The organism is Streptomyces sp. NPDC008079 (genome assembly GCF_042957385.1).
GTDB lineage: Bacteria > Actinomycetota > Actinomycetes > Streptomycetales > Streptomycetaceae > Actinacidiphila.
Window position 1 is genome coordinate 23632 of sequence record NZ_JBIBIC010000032.1, and the last position, 15708, is coordinate 39339.

At 70.5% G+C, this 15708-nt stretch carries 20 protein-coding genes; 14 read left to right on the plus strand and 6 right to left on the minus strand.

All coding sequences use genetic code 11. The features are described from left to right. Positions 1 to 225 precede the first annotated feature (225 nt). Positions 226 to 966 (plus strand): hypothetical protein, encoded by a 741-nt coding sequence (locus ACFZAM_RS36280; RefSeq protein WP_391052638.1) that lies wholly within the window; start codon positions 226 to 228, stop codon positions 964 to 966. Positions 967 to 1222: 256 nt separating this feature from the next. Beyond that, positions 1223 to 1723, plus strand: coding sequence for a hypothetical protein (locus ACFZAM_RS36285; protein ID WP_391052640.1), 501 nt, complete (start codon positions 1223 to 1225; stop codon positions 1721 to 1723). Between the two features lie 32 nt (positions 1724 to 1755). On the opposite strand, the gene ACFZAM_RS36290 is transcribed toward ACFZAM_RS36285, so the two are convergent. The 3 genes from ACFZAM_RS36290 to ACFZAM_RS36300 form a co-directional block, all read right to left on the minus strand. Continuing rightward, positions 1756 to 2016 carry a hypothetical protein gene (locus ACFZAM_RS36290; protein WP_391052643.1) on the minus strand — a complete coding sequence of 87 codons (261 nt, stop codon included), beginning with the start codon at positions 2014 to 2016 and terminating at the stop codon, positions 1756 to 1758. Next, a complete protein-coding gene (locus ACFZAM_RS36295) occupies positions 2013 to 2318 on the minus strand; it encodes a DUF6247 family protein (RefSeq protein WP_391052645.1) in 306 nt (101 codons plus the stop codon). Before ACFZAM_RS36295 ends, ACFZAM_RS36290 begins: the two co-directional genes overlap by 4 nt. Before the next feature lie 101 nt (positions 2319 to 2419). Further along, positions 2420 to 3961 (minus strand): transcriptional regulator, encoded by a 1542-nt coding sequence (locus tag ACFZAM_RS36300; RefSeq protein WP_391052648.1) that lies wholly within the window; start codon positions 3959 to 3961, stop codon positions 2420 to 2422. 1253 nt (positions 3962 to 5214) lie between these two features. On the opposite strand from ACFZAM_RS36300, the gene ACFZAM_RS36305 reads away from it, so the two are divergent. Both ACFZAM_RS36305 and ACFZAM_RS36310 read left to right on the plus strand, forming a co-directional pair. Next, the gene (locus ACFZAM_RS36305; RefSeq protein WP_391052650.1) at positions 5215 to 5865 is read left to right on the plus strand and encodes an HAD hydrolase-like protein; all 651 of its coding nucleotides are present in this window, start codon (positions 5215 to 5217) and stop codon (positions 5863 to 5865) included. A 4-nt stretch (positions 5866 to 5869) separates the two neighbouring features. Then, positions 5870 to 6706 carry a DUF1932 domain-containing protein gene (locus ACFZAM_RS36310; protein ID WP_391052653.1) on the plus strand — a complete coding sequence of 279 codons (837 nt, stop codon included), beginning with the start codon at positions 5870 to 5872 and terminating at the stop codon, positions 6704 to 6706. Positions 6707 to 6710: 4 nt separating this feature from the next. Here ACFZAM_RS36310 and ACFZAM_RS36315 read toward each other — a convergent pair whose 3' ends face one another. The 3 genes from ACFZAM_RS36315 to ACFZAM_RS36325 form a co-directional block, all read right to left on the minus strand. Continuing rightward, the gene (locus ACFZAM_RS36315) at positions 6711 to 7274 is read right to left on the minus strand and encodes a guanylate kinase (protein WP_391052656.1); all 564 of its coding nucleotides are present in this window, start codon (positions 7272 to 7274) and stop codon (positions 6711 to 6713) included. Next, on the minus strand, positions 7271 to 8308 hold the full coding sequence (locus tag ACFZAM_RS36320) for an AAA family ATPase (protein ID WP_391052659.1): 1038 nt from the start codon (positions 8306 to 8308) through the stop codon (positions 7271 to 7273). Before ACFZAM_RS36320 ends, ACFZAM_RS36315 begins: the two co-directional genes overlap by 4 nt. Positions 8309 to 8488: 180 nt before the next feature. After that, the gene (locus tag ACFZAM_RS36325) at positions 8489 to 9241 is read right to left on the minus strand and encodes a UTRA domain-containing protein (protein ID WP_391052662.1); all 753 of its coding nucleotides are present in this window, start codon (positions 9239 to 9241) and stop codon (positions 8489 to 8491) included. A 255-nt stretch (positions 9242 to 9496) separates the two neighbouring features. On the opposite strand from ACFZAM_RS36325, the gene ACFZAM_RS36330 reads away from it, so the two are divergent. From ACFZAM_RS36330 to ACFZAM_RS36375, 10 genes are all read left to right on the plus strand, one after another. After that, positions 9497 to 9862, plus strand: a complete 366-nt coding sequence (locus ACFZAM_RS36330; RefSeq protein WP_391052663.1) for a hypothetical protein — start codon at positions 9497 to 9499, stop codon at positions 9860 to 9862. Then, positions 9859 to 10017, plus strand: coding sequence for a hypothetical protein (locus ACFZAM_RS36335; protein ID WP_391052666.1), 159 nt, complete (start codon positions 9859 to 9861; stop codon positions 10015 to 10017). Before ACFZAM_RS36330 ends, ACFZAM_RS36335 begins: the two co-directional genes overlap by 4 nt. 697 nt (positions 10018 to 10714) lie before the next feature. Then, positions 10715 to 10981 carry a hypothetical protein gene (locus ACFZAM_RS36340; protein ID WP_391052669.1) on the plus strand — a complete coding sequence of 89 codons (267 nt, stop codon included), beginning with the start codon at positions 10715 to 10717 and terminating at the stop codon, positions 10979 to 10981. A gap of 169 nt (positions 10982 to 11150) precedes the next feature. Next, positions 11151 to 11510 carry a hypothetical protein gene (locus ACFZAM_RS36345; protein ID WP_391052671.1) on the plus strand — a complete coding sequence of 120 codons (360 nt, stop codon included), beginning with the start codon at positions 11151 to 11153 and terminating at the stop codon, positions 11508 to 11510. A gap of 195 nt (positions 11511 to 11705) precedes the next feature. Then, positions 11706 to 11900 carry a hypothetical protein gene (locus ACFZAM_RS36350; protein ID WP_391052674.1) on the plus strand — a complete coding sequence of 65 codons (195 nt, stop codon included), beginning with the start codon at positions 11706 to 11708 and terminating at the stop codon, positions 11898 to 11900. A gap of 20 nt (positions 11901 to 11920) precedes the next feature. Beyond that, entirely contained in the window at positions 11921 to 12142 is a 222-nt protein-coding gene (locus ACFZAM_RS36355) for a hypothetical protein (RefSeq protein ID WP_391052677.1), read from the plus strand. Positions 12143 to 12289: 147 nt separating this feature from the next. After that, positions 12290 to 12514: a DUF5999 family protein gene (locus ACFZAM_RS36360; protein ID WP_391052692.1), complete on the plus strand. Its 225-nt coding sequence runs from the start codon at positions 12290 to 12292 to the stop codon at positions 12512 to 12514. 123 nt (positions 12515 to 12637) lie between these two features. After that, positions 12638 to 12877, plus strand: a complete 240-nt coding sequence (locus ACFZAM_RS36365) for a hypothetical protein (protein WP_391052680.1) — start codon at positions 12638 to 12640, stop codon at positions 12875 to 12877. A gap of 96 nt (positions 12878 to 12973) precedes the next feature. Further along, the gene (locus ACFZAM_RS36370; RefSeq protein WP_391052683.1) at positions 12974 to 13441 is read left to right on the plus strand and encodes a hypothetical protein; all 468 of its coding nucleotides are present in this window, start codon (positions 12974 to 12976) and stop codon (positions 13439 to 13441) included. After that, positions 13441 to 15597 (plus strand): hypothetical protein, encoded by a 2157-nt coding sequence (locus tag ACFZAM_RS36375; protein ID WP_391052686.1) that lies wholly within the window; start codon positions 13441 to 13443, stop codon positions 15595 to 15597. The genes ACFZAM_RS36370 and ACFZAM_RS36375 overlap by 1 nt, the downstream gene beginning before the upstream one ends. The last annotated feature ends 111 nt before the right edge of the window (positions 15598 to 15708 follow it).

Here is a 15708-nt window from a genome sequence, read left to right on the forward strand (position 1 = left end):
CACGATCGTGCGCAGCGCGGTAGCGGGCGACACGCCGCAACTCCCCTCCCGGCAGGGGGTCATCTGGCCTGCTAGGTTTCATGCGGCAGCCACGCACGCCACTCGCCGTGCTGAACCCCGCCCGCGCCGGGTCAGCCCTTCGGCCAAGGTCTTCCGAGATCCGTGCCTCTTCCGTACCGGCAGTATCGCCTACGGACAGGCGCGGGTTGTCCGGGAAGGCAGACGATGCCCAAGCGTTCCACCGCCGCCCAGCGGGCCCGTGAGATCCAGCAGGCCACCGGCGTGAACTACACCGCCGCGCTACGGCGCTCACAGCGGCCCTCCGAAGTGCTCTACGCAGCGGTCCGCACCGCGGGGTTCGGATGGGCGGCCAGCCGCCTGGACGACATCTTCCGCGCCGAGCGTTGGCGAGCGCCCCACCTCGACGAGGCGGAGCGGCTGGAAGGGCTGATCTGGTACCAGCACGACCGCCTCTCCGAGGCCGAGCGGCAGGCCCTGCGTGCACAGGCTGACAGAGCGTGGGCGCTGGCCGGCGCCTACGACGGTGATCCGTGGGACGAGTCGCGGGAAGTGCTGTGGGTGGCAGGAACGGCTCTCGCTCGCGCCGGCGAACTGCCCGACGGCCGCCCGCTGGCCGCCGCGGTCGCCGTGGTGCTCGGCCAGGACGACCCCTATGTGCTCTCCGACTGGGTGCGCTGCCCCGGCCGGTCGCTCTCCGGCCACGCGTGCTCGTTCCCAGGCTGCGAGTGCGAGGCGATGGACGCCGACCTCACCGGCCCGGCCACCCTGTGGGCGCAGGAGGCCCGGGCCGCGGTGCGGGCACTGGCCGGTGCGGCACGGGTGCCGCGCACCGGGAACGACGAGCAGTGGACCGAAGCGGCCGACCTGATCGAGGAGGCCCTGCGCCATGCCCGAAAAGCAGCAGGTCTGCCTGATGAGGCAGATGGCGGATCTCCGCGCCCGTGAGTGCCTGCCTCCCTGATCGGACCGGAGGCGTGCGGCAAGATCGGAGCAGGACGACGGGAAGTACGACGAGCTGCTGGACGAGATCGTGTCGGACGAACTCGCCGTGCACTACGCGGCCGTGGTCGGCGGCCTGGACGAGCTGGACGAGGGCTGACCGGCAGTCTCAGCGGGCGGCACCCGGGGCGGTGTCGCCCGTACGGGCGGTACGGCGCCGCAGCCTCGCCGTCTGGCGGCCCCCCGCCGCTACGCTGCCGCCATGACCACCCGCCCCGGCCGCGGAGGCCGCAAGGGCCAGACGCACACAGCGACTCCGCGCCTGCCGTCCTACGACGTCCCGCCGGCGTCGGAGGTGACGGTCACCCGCGTCGACGGTACCAGCAGTACGGTTCCCGCACAGAGGCCGCAGCCCTCCCGGCGGCCCGCGCGCCGACGCGGCCCCCTCATCTGCGCGATGTGCGGGTACCCGATCGACAAAGACGTCCGGCGCCGCTCGGAACGTGGGAAGCCCGCGCACCTCGCGGGCGACTGCCCGAAGCCGGAGCCCAGCCCCGCCCGGCCCGGACAGCCGGGCGAGGAAGACGCTGAGCTGTGGGCGAAGGTGACGTGCCCGCGCTGCAAGGCCGCGCCGGAGAAGCGGTGCGTGATCCGCAAGGGGACGACGTCGGCCGTGCCGCACCGCGAGCGCGTCCAACTCGTCCACCGGGTGCTGGCCGCGGCCAAGCGTCAGACCGCCGCCGAGCAGGACAGCAGCCGGTAGGGCCCCCTTGGCCAGGATGCTGCCGGGCCGGGTCAGCCGAGCCAGACGATGTTCAGGACGGTCAGTCGGCGTAGGGGTCGGTTGACCCAGTAGATGAGGGAGAGCTGGCCGACAGCCGCGTAGCGGACGTCGTCGCCCTCGGGGTCGTCGCGGTGCCACTGCTGGAAGCCCCACGGGTCGCCGGCGGCGGCATCGAGGACGTCCCACACGGTGTCTTCGACGTGCTCGGGCAGGCTGTCGAGAACCTTCGCGGCCGGCGCTGAGAAGCGGACCGCGTACGGCTGTGGGGTCACCGGCGCCTTCCCCGCAGCTCCGCCATGTCGATGGCGTCGCTGTCGTCGTAGCCGGAGGCGATGAACGCGTCGACGGCCGGAGCGTGGGCCAGGCGGGCCTGCCAGTCCTGGACGACCTCGTACAGAGGTGCCAGGGAGAACGTGGCGCGGGATTCCTCCAGTGCGGCCGCCCACTGCCGCTCGAACGCCGGCACCCATCGGTCCGCGCGCCGGTCCGCGCGCAGTTGGGCAAGCAGCTCCGCTGGCGCCCCGGGGGCGGGGGCGTAGGGCGTAACGGGTGCGTGGTCGGGCTGCGCGCTCATCCGGGCCTCCTTGAGGGGCGTCGTCTCACGGTACGCGCCGGGCCGTTGCCGATGCAGGCATGCGGCAGATCCGCTGCCCTGGCTGCCGGGCCCGGTGCTGGTCACTGGTGCCCCCTGATGGTGCCGACGGTGCTCAGCGACGTGATGAAGGCCAGTTGCCGGGCCCGCTGGACCAGGTCACTGCCGTAGATGCTCTCCGCGACCGCCGGCCCCCAGTACCGGACGGCGGCGCCGATCAGCGTCGTCTTGCCGGTCATCAGCTCCGTGGCCGCCGCCTTGCGCATGCCCGCGGCCTCGGTTGCGGTCATGTCTTCCAGCCCTGTCAGCTCCGGCAGCCCCGGCTCGTTGTCGGCCGGCAACGAGGGTCGCCTCACTGCCTGCTCGATCAGCTGGTCGACTTCACGCTGCACGGCGGCGCTGCGCGGCTTCTGCCAGGCGTTCTCGGTGCGTTCTTGCTGGTCACGGAGCTGCTGGATGCGGTCCTTGCGGGCGGCGTCGACGGCGGCGGTGCGGTGGTCGACCTGTACCTGGCGCTGTTGCTTGGTGGTCCAGCCGGGCATGGTGGCCATGCCGCGCATCCGGGCCGCGAGGAACCCGGATGCGCGCTTCACGCCGCCGGGCGGCTCCTGGCGCAGGTCCAGGGCGGCCAGGACGTCATCGGCGGTCCAGCCCGCGTCGGAGACCTCGCCGACCACCCACGCGATCCGGGCCTTCGAGGCCGTACGCAGCCACGGCACCCGCCGCACCAGCTCCCCGGCCAGCACGAACCGCTGCCCGACCCGGTTGCGCTTCTTCGGCGCGCGCGTGGCCTTCTTCGGGTGAGACGACTTGTGCTGCCCGCTGGCGAGCTTGTCCTCAGAGGGATCAGTGGTAGTACCGGCAGTGGAAAGCATTGAGGTACCACCCTGCATTGGGGTGCAACGGCCCTGACCCAAATCCGTGCCGGAAACCGGCTCCTGGCCGCTGTTCCCGGCGTGCGCCGGCGGCATCAGCGAGGACTTCACCGACCCCTTCGAGGAGACCTTCGCCCGCGGCTTGCGGACCTTACGGGCCGCCTTTTGAGCCAGCTTCGCCATCGTTACCCGGCCCGCCTCGCCGATCCCGGCCACCGCCCGCGTGTAGTCCGGCGCCGCCTCATGCCGCTGCACCGTGCGGATCCCCAGCGCCGCGTCGAACTCCGGCGGGATCATCAGCACGAACTCCGACGCCTTCCGGTCCCCGCCCTTCTCCCGGGTCCCCTGGAACACCCACACCAGCAGGCCCGTCTCCCGCAGCATCCGCAGGTGGTTCTCCACCGACCGCTTGCACAGACCCGTGCGCGCCATCAGCAACTCGATCCCGGGACGGCACTGGACGAACTTCGCCAGCTCCTGGGCAACCCGCACCGTCGTGGGACCGAACGAGCGCGGCCCGGACCGGTGGTGACGCCGCGGCTGGTACAGGCCGCTGCCCGCCACCCAGTGCACCGCCTGCATCCAGCTGTAGCCGTCCATCGCCAGCCGCGACGACGTCGTCGACAGCCAGTGGGAAGCCTCCGGTACGAACAGCTCCGTGAGCTCCGGCAGCGCGTCGACCGCGTCGTCGACCGGCAGGCCGGGACAGCGCGGCGACGGCACAGCGGCCGTCGCCGCCGCGGTGCTCATCGGTCCACCCGGGCCGGCGTCGGGACACAGGTCATTCGGCGACCGTGGACCAGGTCACCTGTGGATAGAGGACGCGGAACGCAGGCCCCGCAGGGGCCGCCTGTGGACGAAGGGGTGCTCACGTCTTCTACAGGTGCCGGAATCGCCGACCGTGTGACGGCAGGGAGGAACGACTTTCGATCAGTTCCACAGGCCGACCCGGGGACACAACGCCGTGTGATGTACGCCACGGTGTAGCCGTGCCCGGGCCGCTCGGGCCGCTCGGATGGCTGAAACGCAGGACTCCACGCACGCCAGAACTGGCGCACCTGCTCGTGCACGTGCAAAATGGCAGCGGCCTTCCTTCACGGAGACGGCTACGCAAAATGGCACCGCCTCAGCGGGTGGTGCGGTTCGGTGAGAACCAAGATCGAACGTCTGACCGGCGGCAACCGGACGGACATTCCTTCGGAGGGCTTCCCAACCCTTCGGTGGCAGATGGGGCGCTCAGCCCAAGACGATGGGGATCGTCTTGCAGGCCAGAACCCCGGCGGCGCAAGGCCGCCCGAGACCTACGTCATCCCGGCCCCCTCAGCAGAGGTGCGGACCGGGATGACGTGCGTGTGGGCAACACGAACGCCCCGGCGAAGGGTCAGCAGCGCATCGCTGCTGACCCCACGGCGGGGTGCGGTGTCGTCGGCGCCGGGTACGGGTACCCTGATCACGTCGGCGCCCTCCTCTGGATAAGGGTGCTCGGCACTGGCCTCGGACCCCGTCGCAAAAGGTCCTTGGCCGTTGTGGCCCCTCCCGGCTTGCCCAAGCCGGTCGACGGGGCCACTCTCCTGTGGATCAACGTTCGGGGTCACCCTATCGGTTGGCGACCACTCAGCGTGCACGGGGGCATGACGTGTCGTCACCAGGCATGCAGACATACGGATCATCCTCGGGGCTGCAGCTGGCACGATGGGCCGCCCGCGCCAAACACCCGCCTGCCATCCCGCCAGGCGCGCACTGACCTTCCGCCACGTTCCGCCACACGGGACGAAGTTGCCGAACATGTCTGCTGCCTCCCTTCCGCGTCCGGGAACGGCGACCGTACGCCGCCGGGCTTCAGCTCGCCTACACACCTCGAGGTGGGTGGGCGGCCGCAGGCCCGGACCGTAGCCCAAGACGCCCGCGGTGGATACAAAGCATTTACTTTGCAAACCCCTACCGATCGGCCCTCTGAGCAGCGACGATGCCCAGCGAAAAGGTGCGATCGCTAGGGTCGCAGCGTGCAGAGACTTGCCCTCTTCGATCTGGACGGCACACTGGTCGACCGCCGCGCGGCGTTCGGTGACGCCGTCACGGGTCTGTGCGCTCATCACCGGTACGGACCGGACATCCGGAACTGGCTGCTGGCCGAACTGGCAGACCGGGCCTACGCCGACGACTTCGCGCGACTCTGCAGCACCTTCGCGCTGAGTGAATCCGCAGGCCAGCTCTGGCAGGACTACGTCGACCGGATGGCCGCTTCCGTCACCTGCCGCCCGGCCGTGCTCGAGGGCCTGACCCGCCTGCGCGCCGACGACTGGACGATCGGCATCGTCACCAACGGCGCCTCGGATATCCAGCGCGCCAAACTCGCTGCCACCGGCATTACCAAACTGGCCGACGGCATCGCAGTCTCCGGCGACCTTGAAGTCCGCAAACCAGACAGCCGCTTGTTCCGCCTGGCTGCCACGCGCTGCCGAACACGGCTGACGGACGGCGGCTGGATGATCGGCGACAACCCCAGCGCGGACATCGGCGGCGGCCACCAGGCTGGCCTGCGCACCATCTGGCTGCGCGGCCGCCCATGGCCTCCCGAGGTCCCCGCCCCGCACCAGACCGTGGACGACGTCATCGGTGCCATCGACTTCCTGCTCACCACCAGCCCGGAGTAGCCCTGTGGAAGAGACCGTCGGCATCCTCCACCCCGGCAGCATGGGCGCCGCCGTCGCGGCGTGCGCCGCGACCAACGCCACCAGCGTCCTGTGGTGCGCAGAAGGCCGCAGCGCTGCCAGTGCCGCGCGCGCCGCCCGCTTCGGCCTGGAACCGGTGGATACGCTGCAGCAACTGCTGCAGCGGGCTGACACGGTGATCAGCTTGTGCCCGCCGGCGGCTGCCGAAGACCTCGCGCGCGAGGTCGCCGGGCACGGCTTCGCCGGGGTGTACGTAGAGGCCAACGCCATCAGCTCCGAGCGGGCGCAGCGCATCGCCGCCCTGCTCACCCGGGCCCGGGCCGTCGTCGACGGCGGCGTGGTCGGCTCGCCGCCGGTCCGCGGGAAGACGCCGACGCTGTACCTGTCCGGCCCGGCCGCCGCGGCCGCACAGATCGAGGACCTCTTCGACGGAACTGCGGTGCGTACGAAGGTGCTGGGCGACCAGGTGGGGCAGGCGTCCGCGCTCAAGCTCGCGTACGCCAGCTTCCAGAAGACGTCGCGGGTGCTGGTGGCGCTGTCGTACGCCCTGGCCCGCGAGCACGGCGTGGACCAGGAGCTGCGCGACATCGCCTCCCGGCGCTCCGACTCGTACCTCGCCGAGCCGGAGTACGTCGCGAAGGCGGCGGCGCGGGCCTGGCGGTGGGGGCCGGAGATGGAGGAAGTCGCCGACATGCTTTCGGCCGCCGGCTTGCCGCCGGAAATGCTGCGTGCGGCAGCGGCCACCCTGGCCCGGTGGGACGACGCCAAGGACGACGCCGAGCTCACGCTCAACGACGCCCTGGACCAACTCGCCCACCCGTAGCCGCTCATGCCGACGCCGCCCCCGCCCGCAGCCACTCATCGATGAGCCGCGCGGCAGCAGCCGGCGACGTCTCCACCGTCTCTACCCGCAGATCCCAATCCACTTCCGGGTGCGCGTCGACGTCCTCTTGGGTGGCGTCCCACGCCGCCAAGCGCTGCTCGGTGTCGGCGTCGCCGCGACCCCGCGACCGCTGCTCGGTGATGTCCTTCGGGCACCACAGCAGCACTCGGACCCAGGCGGCCGGGTACCCGTCGACCAGGGCGCGGATGCCGTCAACCTGTCCGAGGTGCACCACGGGCACCCCGGCCGCGAACGCTTCGTCCAGGCCGGGCCGGTCGATGACGTAGGTGTTGCCGTACCGGGCGTTGGCGTAGACGACGTCGCCCGCCGTCTCCAGCTCGTGCAGCTGCTCGGGATTGCCCATGCGGTAGCCCTCGGCCTTGCCCGCGCCGACCTTCAGCCGGGCGAACTGGCTGTAGCGCGCCGCCAGCTTGGTCAGCTCCCGCGTGACGGTGTCCTTGCCCGCCGCCGGCGGTCCGTACAGGATCACGCCCTGCTTCCCGCTCACGAGTGCACCGTCCCGATCGCATGCCGCGCCTGGTCAGCAAGCGAGATGGCCGTGCCGAGGCGGTTGTCGACCACCATGTGGGGCACCGCCGGCCGCAGCTCCAGGTCGACGGTGGCGATGTACTCCTCCCACCGCTGCAGCTTCCAGGCGTCCCGTGCCGCGGACCGGAAGTTGATGTACTCGCGCATTGAGTCGACGTCGCACTGCACCCAGATCGGCGCGACGTCCACGCCGACTGCGGCGCACTTGTTGACCAGGCGCTGCATCCACGCTTCATCGGTCATTTCCGCGATGAACGGCGCGGTGAGCACCGTGGAGATCCCGCAGTTGATGTTCGCCCACGCCGCCTGCATCAGGCAGTCGTACTCCACCGGCCGCACGCGCTCGCGGTACAGGTCGGTGTGCCGGTCGTTGGCATCTCCCCCGAGCGCTATCAGCAGCTGCTCCACCAGCGGGCGGGTCAGCGGATCCTTGTCCAGCAGCGGCCACCCCGTCAGCTGCGTGACGAACCGTGCGAACTCCGTCTTCCCGCTGCCGGCGTAGCCGCCGACCAGCACCACTGACGGGCGGTGAGGATCGCCACCGGTGTGTCGCCGCCGCCAGGCGTCGATGATCCGTTGCTGCAGCGCCATGTGGCCATCGGCGTCCCCGCTGCCGGGCGCGATCCGATGGACAGCCCGCTCCACTGCCAGGACGTGAGCGCCATTGCGCTGGTCGTCCATCGGCGTCAGCGGGTACCGGATGTCCTCGCCGGGCAGCGCATTGCGGAAGCCGAGCTCACTGTCCGTGGCGCGGTACAGCAACGCGTACGCCCGCCGGTAGTGCGGACCGGGGTATACCTCGCCCTGCTCGTGCTGCCACAGCGTCTGTGGATTCGCTGCCGGCACGCCCTTGAGCGCCGCCCGTTCGGCGACCTCGCGCAGCTGCTCGCCAGCCTCTTCCAAGGTCAAACCATGGGCTTCGCGGATCTCCCGCAGCCGCTCCGGCCGCCACCCCACGTGGTGCTTTCCCACCCTCTGAGCCTCCATCGACATGCCCGGGAGCCTAGATCCACATCACAAAATCCCGTGTGTATGCGGATGTTGAAAACGTGTGAACGGAGATGCGAGCGAGCTTGGACACGCCTTCGTGATGTTGGTTTTTGGCCGCGCCCCTTGTGATTGCTCCCACAGACGATCTGTCAGGAGGGAGCAACGGTGGGTGAGCAGAGGTCACTAGGCATCGAACTCGTAGTCCAGGACGTACGAGGCGGAGTCCAACGTCATCTCGTTCACTTCGACCACCCGGCCGCCGTCGGCGAAGGCGGTGCGGACCAGCTTGATCACGGGGCGTTCGACAGGCATCTCCAGGGCGGCGGCCTCCTCCGTCGTAGGCAGTCGGGTGCGGATCTCTTCGCGGAACCGAACAGGTGCGTAGCCGAGCTCTCCGAGTCGGGCGTAGATGCCACCCTCACCGGTGTCGACACTGGTGATAGCCGACCCTGCGACCAGCTCCAGGTCCAGGTACGACGTCGCCAGCATGACCGGCCGGCGCTCCAGCACGAAGCGCCGGGAGCGAGCACAAACAAGGCCGCCATCGGCGATCTCCAGCACCCGAGCGATGTACTCCGGGGCCGCGATGCTGTCCACGCTGACGTCGACAGTGACAGGCCGGCTGTCGTCGGCGGACCAGATCGACTTCCCGACGCCCCATTGATCGCGAGCCAGCCGGTGAATGCCGCGCCGACGGATCGGCTGGAACGAGCGCACGCGGGGAGCCGAGCCCTTCTTCGTCTCCACCAGCCCTTCGTTCCTCAGCACCTTGAGTGCCTGACGCGCAGTGAGGGATGCGACGCCGTACTGCGCAGCGAGCGCGGTCTCACCGGGAAGCCGGTCGCCGGCGGCGTAGTCGCCCCGTTCGATAGCCGCCTTCAGGTCGTCAGCGATTCGTCGGTACTTGGGCGCCACAGCACCCGTCTCACCCGCCATGTGTCTCCCTACCTCGTTAGCGATCCTACGGCGGTTGATTATCGCGGCCTGAGCAGGGACGCGGCGGCATGCCTCAAAATCGCCCCCCGAGCGTACATCGTTAACGAACTACTTGACATCACTAACGAGGATGGTTGTACTGGTGCCAACCTCGTTAACGAGGTGACCGAGGCGCCGCCTCGGGACGGCCTCGCCGTGCCTCACCGCGATCGGGACGCCTCCCGAGACCAGTCCCTCCGAGAGGAGATCCACCTCATGAACCGCACCTCCCCCGCCGCTGAACTGGACGCCGAAACGCTGGCGCTGCTGGACGCGATCGACGTCCCGGTGCCGGCCTTCACCGTCGACCTGGACGTCGTCTTCGGAACGCCGCTGGAGATGTACGAGGCCGGCCTGCTGGAGCACGAGAAGCTCGCGGGCCTGGACGACCTCGCGGCCGCCGACGCGATCCAGGCCCGCCACGACCGGCTGCTCGCCGCCGCCGACATCGCCGCGGACGACCCGACCATCGCGCAGCGCGTCCGGGAGCTCCTGGTCGACGCGCTCATCCCCTTCGCCCCGCTGCTGCTCCCCGCCCGTCCGGCCGCGTCGGTCGCGATCGAGACGGCGGTCGCGGCGTGAACCCCGCACCGAGCCCGCGAGTCGCCGCCCTGGGCGTGGCCGTGCTCACCGGCGTGATGGCGCTCCTGATGCTCACCGCGGAGTTCATCGGTGTCGGCCAGCTCCTGCTGTGCCTCGCGGCGGCCGCCTCTCCCGCTCAGCTCACTCGGTCCTGACCTCTCCCCTCGCCGCCACCCGCGGGTGGCGGCGGTAGAAGCGGCCAGATCCCACAGGTTGCCTAGCGCCCGGAAAGCCCCCACCAGGGCCGGACGGGGAGCGCTCGTTCCTTCACAACTCCACAGAGGAGCAAGGACTGAAGCCGGGATTTCCGTAATCCGGCCCGGTGGAACCCCAGGTATGTCCCTGGCTAGTTCGAACTGCCCACTGACGTGGGCCTTTAGGTCCTTGCCCGCGCCGCATGACCGCCTGGTCAGCCGCACGGCGCGGCCCATGAATGACATGCACGCACATTGCCGCCCGCAAGCGGGGCGACGTGCTGGCCACGCCAGCACAGCACGAGCACCAACCGCGTTCGTGACCCGTCAGTGCCGTCGTCTGTTGGATTCGACACTGCTTGGCACGGCGCGCACCGATTGCGAAGGCCTGTCCGGCCCTGGCGGAACCTCATCGCCAGTGCTGGAGATCCGTTCTTGGCGGGCAGTTTCTGCCGCCTGCAACTTCGCAAGGTTCGCGCGGGCGATCCGCTCGCGAACGAACTTCGGCACACGCCTCTTGGCCATGTGCCAATCATCCATCCGCAGCCACGCGCTGCCCAGTCGCCCGCCGTACCGCCTCGCGTGGTCCGGTGGGCGGTGGGGAGCCCGGAGGAAGCAACCGCGCTCCAGCCTTTCATCCGATCTGGCAGGAGAGCACATGAAGTCCCTGGCCAAGCCCGACTACAGCAGCATCACCAGCCACTACCTCAGCCCGTTCCCGGAGCAGCGCAGCTCGCACCCGATCAGCGAGGCCGACGCGCTGCGCACGCTCGGTGCGAACACGTTCACCGGCTTCACCCCGGTCGTCTACACCGAGGACGCCCGTGGTGAGCGGCTGACCGACCGTGAGGGCCGGCCGATGTCGATCGCGACGCTGCACGGCAGCGTCGGCGTCTTCTACGTCTTCGAGTTCCAGGAGTCCTGACCCGCCCGTACGTCCGTCCTGGGACTGCCTGTCGCCGCCGCCCGCCCCGAGCCAACCGGGCGGCGGCGGCAGAGGGCCACAGGGCCCGAACGCGACGACGACCCCGGGTAGCCCCCCGGGGTCGTCACAGGTCGCGGACCCGTTTCCTGACACAGAGCGAGGTACGACCTTGACCACGATGTTAGCGGCGCCTCCGGCCGCCGCGATCTCCTTCGCACAGCCCCGGCGCTTGCACTTGCGTCTCCCGGTCCCGGTCGCGGGCGTCATCGACGACATCGAGCGCGAGGACGACCGGGACGGCTACGAGGACGCCGAAGACGCGGCGTTCGGATCCATCGTCCAGGCGGCGCTCAACGACGCCTGCGGCATCTGCGGGTTCTGGAGGTGCCAGTGCCTGTCCGGGGCGGCCGTCGCAGTCCTGGTCGTCCTGGCGCCGGTCGACGGCGACGGCCAGTGCAGCGTCTGCCAGGGCTGGTTCGACGACTGGAACGGCGGGATCTGCCCCGCCTGTCGGCAGAACGGCTCCTGACGCTGAGCCGCATATCCAGGGCCCGCGCCGCCCAGCACCGCGCGGCACGGGCCCTCACCGCTCTCGGACCCGCCCATCCGGCAGTCCGCGCCCTGCTCGCCGTCGCCGCCGCGGCGGCCGCCAAGGCGTGGGAGGCCGGCCACCTGGTCGCGGATGTCCACCGCGCGCCTCGGCGCACCGACCACAAGGAATCCAGTGCCCCAGCCCAAGCCCGGTGACCTCTACCGGCGCTACATGGCCGCCGACAAGGCCAACACCGCCCACACCAGCACCTGTTCGGCCTGCGAGCCGGACCAGCCGTGCGAGGTCGGCGCCCCGATCTACGAGCGGTTCTGCCGTCTGCAGGACGCCTACCTCGCTGAGCAGCGGCGCCAGCAGCCGCGCCGCTGACCTGAATCCCAGGAGTCCGGATGAGCTTGTACGACCGGATCATGACCGTCACCGACGGCGACACCGCCACGCTCAAGGCGTCGTACGCCGCGCAGGGCGCCGCCCGCATCGTCGCCGAGATCGGACACCCGGGCCTGGCCGCGGCGGCCGCCGTCGGCGGGGCGTTGTTCGCGGCGGTCGACACCGTGATGCACGTGCCGAAGGCCGCGCCCGGCACCTACGCCGGCTTCCGCACCGGCTGAACCACCGCCGCCCTGCGCTGCCCAGTCGCGGCCGGCCCCACGGGGCGCGGCCGCGGTGGAGAACGCAGGGACCGCAGCCCGCACCAGCCGCTCGGTCCGCACCTCAACACCGCCACCGCCCGAGGGAGTTCACCCATGGCCAGTTCCCTGTGCACGCACACCCCGACCTGTCCGACCGCCGACAGCCCCGACCGCGAGGCCGCGCAGACCATCGCCGCGCACCCCGGGCAGGGCTGGAGCTTGTTGTGCAACTCGGTCCTGGTCTTCGAGGACACCGGCGAGCTGCTGCCCGACGGCCAGATCGTCGCCCCGCACCGGCCGGCCGGCGCCGACGGCCGCAGCCGCCAGGCCGACCACGTCGCCGCCGCCTGAACCGCTGTTCCGCAGCCCTGCGCTGCCCGTGCCACCGGCCGGCCCCTTCCCGGGCGGTGGCGCGGAGAACGCAGGGAGCCTCCCTCGTTCTGCTCGGCCCTCCCCGAAGTCCTGGAGGACTCGATGATCACTCTGCCCATCGTGGTGTTCGCCGCCGTCGGCGTGTTCGTGTCCTGGCGCATGGACGTCCGGATGCCGCTGGCGATCTGCACCGTCGTGCTCGGCTACGCGCTGGCCGCCTCGCCCCTGGCGAGCGGCATCAACGCCTTCGGCTCCGGCGTCAGCAACGCGATCCACGACGCCAGTTCGCACACCCAGTCCGGCACGACGCAGCCGGCCAGCTACACCCGCAGCCACCGGTGAACCTGCCGCCTGCCTGTGGTGCCGGGCCCCGGCCCGGCGCCGCGGGGAGGTGACAGCCCCCGGAATTCCGTCCCGCCCCCTTCTGGAAGGACCGCAATGAGCGACAGCGACAGCGACGGCGAGAAGCTGGCCAGCAACCTGGCCCAGCTCGTACAGCAGTTGGAGAAGATCGAGTTCCGGACCGACCGGGACCTCTACCAGTACGCGCGGATCCTGCGCGCGATCGGCCTGGAGCTGCACATGCGGGTCGCGATGGACGCCGACATGGTGTCCGCGATCCTCGCGCAGTACAAGGGCAAGTGGTTCACCTTCGGCGTGCAGTCCAAGGTCCGCAGCAAGCTGGTCGGCGCGCACCTGAAGACCGGCGCGTCCGCGGCGAAGGTGCTCGGGCTGAGCGGCATCAAGATGTACGCCAGCTTCGTCAAGCACTTCATCCAGCCCGAGCTGGACGCGGAGAAGAAGGCCCGCGAGGGCAAGGGCAAGAAGCCCGGCTTCTCCATCGGTGACAAGCCCAGCACCGGCTCCGCCGGGCGTCCGGGCGAGGCCGGCGGGAGGGTCGCCTGATGCCCCGCCGCGCTTCCGCGTCGAAGAAGATCGACGTCCGTACCGAGGATGAGCAGGTCAGCGACCGGCAGCTCTACCTCACCTACGGCGGCCCGTGGGCCGTCACCGTGGGCGGCCCGCTCCTGGTGGAGACCGCCCACGCCGTGCTCGCGCAGCAGCCCACCTCGCTCGCCCTGGCGGCCCTCGGGGTCGCGGGAATGGGCACGGGGCTGACCAAGCTGGTGGCCCGGATGGATGAGGTCGCCAAGCGCGACAAGGACACCCGGGTCCTGCACCTGGTCAACACCACCGCCGTCACCGCCGGCGCGACGCTCGGCACGGTCGTGGGGCTGGAGTCCAGCACCACGATCGGCTGCTGGCTGCTGGTCGGGGCGGGCCTGTCCATCGGCAACAACCTGTGGTCCAAGCTCCACAAGAAGGCCGCAGGCGAGAAGACCGGCGGCAAGTGGGCCACGCTGGAGGCGGAGATCGGCCTGGCCAAGCACGAACTGCAGGAGGCCAAGTCCAACGGCAAGGGCACGGTCTTCGCCAAGATCGAGGCGAAGGACGGCGCGACCGCCGACGAACTCGCCCGCCGCATCCCCGCGATGACGTCCGCGCTCAAGCTCGGCACCGGCCGGATCACCCACACCGTCGATGACGACGACGCCTCGCAGATCACCATGCGCGTCCAGGTCGCCGACCTCCTCAAGGAAGGCACCCGGTGGCCGGGTCCGTCCGCGTTCGGCGCGGGCTTCGGCGACATGCCGATCCAGATCGGCCGCTACGAGGACGGCGAGACGCTCAAGCTCAACCTCCCCGGCGTCCTGAACGACCCGCAGGAGGTCGCCGGCGGTGGCAACGTCGAGCACTGCATCGCGCAGGGCGTCAACGGCGCCGGAAAGACCGTCGGCAACGCGCTGATCGCCACCGAGGCCGGCACCCGCACCGAGGTCAGCGTCATCATCATCAACTGCTCGAAGTTCATGCAGGACTACGGGCACATCCGGCACGTCGCGGACATGGTGATCGACACCGAGAAGGACGCCCGCCGGTTCTTCAAGCAGATGGCCCCGGTCATCAAGGCCCGCGGCGAGTACCTGGCCGCCAAGGGCCTGTCGAAGTGGAAGCCGGGCTGCGGCCTGAACTTCCTCCTGATCATCGGAGAGGAGGCCGCCGACTTCGCCGACGGCGACGCCTACGCCAAGGTGCTGCGCACCCTGCGCTCCACCGGAGGCTGGTTCCTGTCCTCGATCCAGCGCGCCACGCACGACCAGATCGACACCACGGCGCGCTCCAACCACCCCGCCGGCATGGCCTACGGCCTGTCCGACGGCGCGGAAGCTCAGTACGTGCTGCCGCCCGAGGCGATCGAGGCCGGGGCGTTCCCGGGCTGGAGCAACCGCAAGCCCGGCTACCTGTACGCGGCCGGCATGGGCATCGACCAGGAGCGGTGGGCGGTCACCGCCCGCACCTTCGACGTCGACCGCCCGACCCTGGCGGCCGCCGTCACCGCGGGACTGAACGTCCGCACCCCCATGGACGCCACGACCGCGGAAGCGTTCGGCCCGCTGTGGACCAACCGCACCTTCTACACCACCCCGCTGCTCGAGGCCGACGACGCCGCCGGCACCGGCGCCTTCCCCCAGAAGCCCACCCACCCGCCCACCATGGGCACGGCCTCCCAGTACAGCGCCACCCAGGCCGGCGAGTACGAGGAGGACGACGACATGGACATCGAGGTCGACGAGGAACTGCTCGCGAAGGAGACCGAGGACTTGGACGAGGAACTGCGCCGGATCCTCACCGAAGAGGACCCCGAGCCCGGCGAGTACCAGGACCTGGACGTGGACCAGGAGGTCGCCGCCCCCGCGGACGACAGCCCGGTCTTCGAACTGCCCGGCCTGGTCGCCGACACCCAGCGCATGTCCCCGGACGCCTGCCGGGACGCCATCCTGGCCCGCCTGGACCAGTGGCACCGCGAGGGCAAGGACGGCTTCGAGCCCAAGGAGCTCAACGACCTGTGGATGGCGGTCGACCTGGCCGGCCAGCGCTCCTGGTGGAACCGCCTCAAGGCCCAGCTCCTGGACGACGGGGTCATCTCCAAGGACGACTCCGAGGACGGGTACGGCCGCTACGACCTGCTCCGCTCCCCGCTCGACGGTGACGGAAAGTAGCGGTAGCCGGGGGCGGACAGTTCGCGACCGCCGAACTGTCCGCCCCCCGGGGGGCCCAACGGAAAAACCACACAAAAACCCCCACAAAAGACGCACCACCAGGTTTTGCCC